Below are 6000 nucleotides of genomic sequence, written 5' to 3'. Positions count from 1 at the left end.
GCGATGTTCATGGACGAGGCCCTTTCGGACGGTTCGATATTAGGTCGGGGGCGGCGAACCGCTACGAGGGGCGGAGAGAGGTTTGACGCGAAACGGATAGTCCGAGAGGCGATCGGATGTTTTGGGAACTGTCCTCCCGCAACCGGCGCTCAACTTGTCGGCGATCTCAGCCGGTTGGTTGGGGATACCGGCCCGAACGCCCACGGGTTCTGGCCTCCACCTTTGCCGCGTGAAAAGGATCGTAAAGGGTGCCGAAGACCTCGGCAATGGCGACATCCGGTCTTCCGTGCGTCAGGGCCGGGACGCGCGGACGCCGACCCGGCGAGCCCGTCGCCCCCGGATCGGCCTTTTTTCTATGGCTTGGAACGCAATCGCTGAGCGCGAAAACGGATGGCTTTCGTAGATGAGGGAGCCTGCGCGGCCCTACCGCCCGGCCGCCGACCCGTAGAGGCCGAGCGCGTCCGTTTGGAAGGGGCCTGCGCCGCTCTTCGCCTTGGGGGGCTCGACGCCCAGAAACTCGGCGAGCGCCTTTTCCAAGGCGCGATCGGCTTCGCCCTCCGGTTCCTCCATCGCGCCGATCAGCGTGTCGAGCGTCATGCCGAGCTTGTTGAGGTCGAGCGTCTGTTCGATCGCCTTAAGCGCCGCAGCGCCGCCCTCCTGCTGCCGGGTCGCCTCGATCGCGCCGCGCACGGCGCGGGCATAGGAACCGAGCGAGGCGTAATCCTCGACTTTCAGGCCAAGCGCCTCACCCAGCCGCTCGAACAGCTTGAGTTTGACCTGCGTGACGCCGGGTTTATCCGCGCCGGTAAGCGGACCGGCGGCAGCTGTTTTCTGCGCGGCCGCGATCGGGCTGTCGGCTGGCCCGATGCGGTTGCGCGGATCGGGCGTCACGGCAGGCCGAAGCAATTGGACGGCCGTGTTCTGCAGGGCACTAAGCATGAGCGGTTTCATCCCTCGAAGCAGAGCCGGCGCGTCCTGCGCGGCCCTGCCGGTTCGATCGCTCCGGCCTCATGCCTCGCGCGTGAACTATCCTGTTCTCTCTTATAGCGTGTGGTGGTTAAGCATTCCGTTTCAACCACCGCCGATCAGGATGCCGGCCGCCAGAACCAGCGCGCCGCCGATGATGACCTGTGTCGTCGCGCGCAGGATCGGCGTTTCCATGAAGCGGTTCTGAATCCAGACGATGGCCCAAAGCTCTATGAAGACGACCACAAAGGCGACGATCGTCGCCGTCCAGAACTCCGAGATGAGATAGGGCAGGGCATGGCCGAGCCCGCCCAGCGTCGTCATCAGGCCTGTGGCAAGGCCACGCTTGATGGGTGAGCCACGGCCCGACAGCTTGCCATCGTCATGCGCCGCCTCGGTGAAGCCCATCGAAATGCCCGCGCCGATCGCGGCCGCGAGGCCGACCGTCAGCGTCGTCGCCGGATCGCGCGTGGCGAAGGCCGTGGCGAAGATCGGGGCGAGGGTGGAGACCGAGCCGTCCATCAGCCCGGCCAGGCCCGGCTGGATCAGCGTCAGGATCAATTGTCGGCGCGAGGCCGTCGCTTCGTCGGCGCGCGCGCCTTCGCTGAGATGCGCCTGCTCGAGTTCGCCTGCCCGCGTCTGGTGGCCGCGCTCGGCGGCCGCGAGATCGCCCAGGAGACGGCGTGTGCCGGCGTCGCTCGTGCGCGCGGCGGCCGCCTCGTAGAAGCGGGCGGCGGCGTCCTCCATCCGCTCGGCCTCGGCGCGGATTTGCTCCAGCCCGAGATTTTCCACCAGCCAGACCGGGCGGCGCGAGACGTAGTCCGCCACATGCTCGCGCCGGATCAGCGGAATGGTCGGGCCGAACCGCCGTTCGTGCTCGGCGATCAGGGCGCGGCGATGCCCGTCCTCCTCGCGCTCCATTTCGCGGAACACGGCGGCGGAAGCCGGATAGTCCGCCTCCAAGCGCTCGGCATAGGTGGCATAGATGCGGCCGTCATCCTCCTCCGCCGAAATGGCGAGTGCGAGGATTTCACGCTCGCTGAGGTCGGAAAAGGCGCGGCGGCCGAACGACAGGAAACGCATGAAAGCTCTCCAAGACTCTAGTTTAGAATCATTCTAATCTAGAGAATGGGTGATGCCAACAGGCTCTCAAGCGCTGAAGCCTGCCCCAAGCCGCGACACCAACGCGCGCCAGAGCGGATCTTCGGGTCCTTCTTCGCTACGCACGCCAAAGAACTGCGCGATCAACTCCGTCCGGGCGTCGTAGAGCTCGACGGAGGTCAGCTCGCCATGCCGCGTCGGCTTGCGCACGGCGAAGGCCTCCGCCACAAGGTCCTCACGCAGATGAAGGTTGAAGCCGGGATCGAGGACGTTGATCCACGGCCCCATGGCGCGAATCGTCTCGACCGGGCCGGTATGAATCTGGATGCAGCCGCGATTTCCCACGAAACACATGATCGGCAGCCCCGTGGTGCTGGCGTCCTCCAGAAGCCGGGTCGCGGCCAGCGCGCCAATCCCTCGCACATGGTTCTGGCCGAGAAGGCCAAGTGCCGAGCGCCGGTCGAGCCCATGGCGGCGCAGGAGCGGGAAGAATTCGTGGACGTCCCGCATCTGCGAGAACTCGGCGCGGAAGGCCGCCGGATCGCCCGCCTGTGTGGCCGACGTCGCCGGGTAGGGCGCGATGTCCAGCGGCTTGGCCTTGGGCGCGGCGAAGCGCGTGCGCAGGGCTTCGAAGGCGTCGAGGCTGGAGGTGGCCCGCAGATGCACCTTGATCATCGCATCGCCCGCCGCGTCGAAAATCTGCACCGAACGGCGCGGGCCGGCTTCATGCGGGGTCTCCACCGCGAAGGCCGCGCGCCAATGGCGCGGGAAGAGGCGCAGGTCGATCGGCGGATTGAGCACGAGGCCGGTTTCTTGTCCGAAGCGGATTTGGCCGAACGTGCCGACCTTCTCGTGGACGGCTGCGTCGTTGCGCGTCAGCACCATAATTTCGCCGAGCGCCGGGAGGGCCTCCACCAACGCCTTCGGGTCGAGGCGAAGGCGCACGACCTCCGGCCCGCGATGGGCCACGAGGAGCTCCGCCTCCGACAGACCGAGTTCGGTGGCGAGGTCGCGGCTGCGCTTGCCCGTGGCGTAGAAGGGCGCGGCGCCGGCCGTGGTTGGATCGCTTAGCGTGTCCATGGGGTATTCCTGATCTGCGCCGCCGTCTGCGGCAGGACGAAGGGTTGGGGCGGGAAGGGCGTTGCGCCGACCGGCAGTCGAACGCCAAAGACCTCTTCCACCAGCCGGTCGGTCAGGACCTCGGCGGGCGGCCCATCCGAGGCGACGCGCCCACCTGCCATGGCGATGAGGCGATCGGCGAAGCCGGCGGCGAGGTTGAGATCGTGCAGCACGGCGACCACGGCTCCGCCGCCTTTCGCGAAGTCGCGGGCGATCTGGAGCACGCCGAGCTGGTGGCGGATGTCGAGGCTGGAGACCGGCTCGTCCAGAAACAAAAGCCGCGCCTGGCCCTCTGCGACGGGCGCGCCGATCTGGCAGAGGATGCGGGCGAGATGCACCCGCTGCTGCTCGCCGCCGGACAATTCCTCGTAGAGCCGGCCGGCGAAGCCTGCGAGATCGACGAGGTGCAGCGCGGTCTGAATCGCGGCGGGCTCGCGCCCTCGGCCGCCCGCTTCCAGCCCGAAGCGCACGACCTCCGCGACGGTGAAGGGAAAGGCGAGGCTGGAGCTTTGCGGCAGCACGGCGCGCCGGCGCGCCAGGCGCTCCGGCGTCCAGCGGGAAAGGGGCTGACCGTCCAACAGAGCCTCGCCGCCCGACGGCTCGACCTCGCCGGTCATCAGCTTAAGGAGGCTGGATTTTCCCGCGCCGTTCGGCCCGATCACGATCGTGACCATGCCGGGTTCGATCGCGAGATCCAGCGGATGAACGACGGTATGGCCGCGATAGGCGAGGCTGGCCGAGGATAGAGTAAGCATCGGCAATCAGAGCCCCGCGAGGCCGCGACGGCGCAGCAGAATCCAGAGAAAGACGGGCGCGCCGAGCGCGGCAGTGAGAATGCCGATGGGCAGTTCGGCGGGCGCGACCAACGTGCGGGCCGCCATGTCGGCGAGAAGCAGAAGTATGGCACCGCCGAGCGCGGCATTGGGCAGGAGATGGCGGTGATCCGGCCCGAACCAGAGGCGCAGGAGATGCGGCACCACGATGCCGACGAAGCCGATCGTGCCCGACACCGCGACGGCCGCGCCGGTGGCGAGTGCCACGAGGAGGATCGTCAGGCGCTTCAACCGCTGCACGCGAATGCCGAGATGATAGGCTTCCGCCTCGCCGAGCACGATGCCGTTGAGCCCGCGCGCCAGAAAGGGCGACAGGAGAAGCGCCGCGCCCATCATCGGCAGGCCGGCCCAAAGCTTGGTCCAGGTCGCGCCCGACAGACCGCCGAGGCTCCAGAAGGTGAGGTCGCGCAACTGGTTGTCGTCGCTGAGATAGACGAGAAAACCCGTGCCCGCCGCCGCGAAGGCGCCGAGCGCGATGCCCGCGAGCAGGATGAGCGCGACCGAGGAGCGGCCCGCCCGCGTGCCGATCCGGTAGATCAGGAGCGTCGCGGCCAGACCGCCGACGAAGGCGGCGACGGGCAGGGCATAGAGGCCGAGCGCGGCGGCGAGGGGCGCAAGCGCGCCGCCTGAAAGAACGATCGTGGCGACCGCCGCGAAGGCTGCACCTGAGGACACGCCGATCAGGCCGGGATCGGCCAGCGGGTTGCGGAAGAGCCCCTGCATCATCGCGCCGACGAGCCCGAGGGACGCGCCAACCAAGGTCCCCAGGAGAACGCGCGGCAGGCGAATCTGCCAGACGATCACCGTGTCGGCGAGCGAGGCGACCTGACCTTTCGGCCCGGCCAACAGGATCGCGCCGACGCGGCCGGGCGAGAGTGGCGAGGGGCCGGTGCCGAGCGCGGCCACTAGCGTTGCGAGAAGCAGCAGCGACAGCGCGAGAGTCGCCATGCGCGCGCTGGCGCTGCGGTCCCCCACAGCGGAGCGGGCGTGAGCCACGAGAGGCAAGGCCTCAACGGACATGGGCCGCCTCCTCGAGCGCTGGCGCGGCTGCGCGCAGGCCCGCTTCGGGATAAAGGCGCGCGGCGAGATCGCGCAGCGCCGCCGGCAGGCGCGGGCCGAAGCCGAGCAGGTAAGCGGCGTCCATGCGGACCACGTTGCCCGTCTGGCCGGCGGGCGTGGCGGCCAGTGCTGGGATCGACAAAGGGTCCGGCCCGCCCGGGCCGGCACGATCCACCATCAGGATCACGTCCGGCTGGAGCGCGGCGGCGGCTTCAGGCGAGAGCATCTTGTAGCCCTCGGCATCCGCAAAGACGTTTTCGCCGCCGGCCAGACGGATCACTGCATCCGCCCCCGTGCCGTGCCCCGCCGCGTTGGCGCGCCCGTCGGCGATCGACAGGATGAAGAGAACGCGGCGCTTCTGCTGAATGCCTTTCAGCTCGTCCGTCAGGGCCTGCAACTCGCGCTCCGTGCGCTGCGCCATGGCCTCGCCCTCGGCCTCGCGCCCGACCGCGCCGGCCACGAGGCGGATCTTGTCCAGAAGCTCGGAAACGGTCTGCCCGCTCGGCACATGGCGAACCGGCACGCCCGCAGCGTCTATCAGCGCCACCGCCTCCTTCGGCCCCGCGCCATTGTCCATGAGGATGAGGTCCGGCGACAGCGACAGGACGCCCTCGGCCGACAGCGCGCGGAGATAGCCGACATTGGGTTTCTCCTGAAGCGCGGCGGGCGGGTAGAGGCTGGTCGTATCCACCGCCGCAACGCGGCCCGCTTCGCCCAGCGCATAGAGAATTTCCGTCACCGCGCCGCCGATCGAGACGACCCGCGTCGGCAGCGGATCGGCGCGGGCAGCGGCCGAAAGCGCGGGCAAGGAAAGGAGGGTCAAGGCGAGGGCGAGGGTGGACGCGCGCATGGCAGGCCGTTCCGCAGCTGGAATGATCGTGCCTGCTTAATATCCGCTCGTGCGACGCGTCAAGTAAATCAT

General features: G+C 68.6%; 6 protein-coding genes. All 6 read right to left on the bottom strand.

From position 1 onward, the window contains the following. Window positions 1–423: 423 nt before the first annotated feature. Window positions 424–939, bottom strand: a complete 516-nt coding sequence (locus AUL28_RS09245) for a hypothetical protein (RefSeq protein ID WP_062231859.1) — start codon at window positions 937–939, stop codon at window positions 424–426. A 132-nt stretch (window positions 940–1071) separates the two neighbouring features. Continuing rightward, window positions 1072–2049: an iron exporter MbfA gene (gene mbfA / locus AUL28_RS09240; RefSeq protein ID WP_062231857.1), complete on the bottom strand. Its 978-nt coding sequence runs from the start codon at window positions 2047–2049 to the stop codon at window positions 1072–1074. A 66-nt stretch (window positions 2050–2115) separates the two neighbouring features. Continuing rightward, the gene (locus AUL28_RS09235) at window positions 2116–3147 is read right to left on the bottom strand and encodes a hemin-degrading factor (RefSeq protein WP_062231855.1); all 1032 of its coding nucleotides are present in this window, start codon (window positions 3145–3147) and stop codon (window positions 2116–2118) included. Next, a complete protein-coding gene (locus tag AUL28_RS09230; protein WP_062231853.1) occupies window positions 3135–3941 on the bottom strand; it encodes a heme ABC transporter ATP-binding protein in 807 nt (268 codons plus the stop codon). Before AUL28_RS09230 ends, AUL28_RS09235 begins: the two co-directional genes overlap by 13 nt. Before the next feature lie 6 nt (window positions 3942–3947). Beyond that, window positions 3948–5039: a FecCD family ABC transporter permease gene (locus AUL28_RS09225; RefSeq protein ID WP_062231851.1), complete on the bottom strand. Its 1092-nt coding sequence runs from the start codon at window positions 5037–5039 to the stop codon at window positions 3948–3950. Further along, window positions 5029–5928 carry a heme/hemin ABC transporter substrate-binding protein gene (locus tag AUL28_RS09220; RefSeq protein ID WP_062231849.1) on the bottom strand — a complete coding sequence of 300 codons (900 nt, stop codon included), beginning with the start codon at window positions 5926–5928 and terminating at the stop codon, window positions 5029–5031. Before AUL28_RS09220 ends, AUL28_RS09225 begins: the two co-directional genes overlap by 11 nt. Window positions 5929–6000: the final 72 nt, after the last annotated feature.

It is taken from the genome of Aureimonas sp. N4 (assembly GCF_001463925.1).
In the GTDB taxonomy this organism is placed as follows: domain Bacteria; phylum Pseudomonadota; class Alphaproteobacteria; order Rhizobiales; family Rhizobiaceae; genus Aureimonas; species Aureimonas ureilytica_A.
This window is presented reverse-complemented; position numbering and strand designations above follow the sequence as displayed.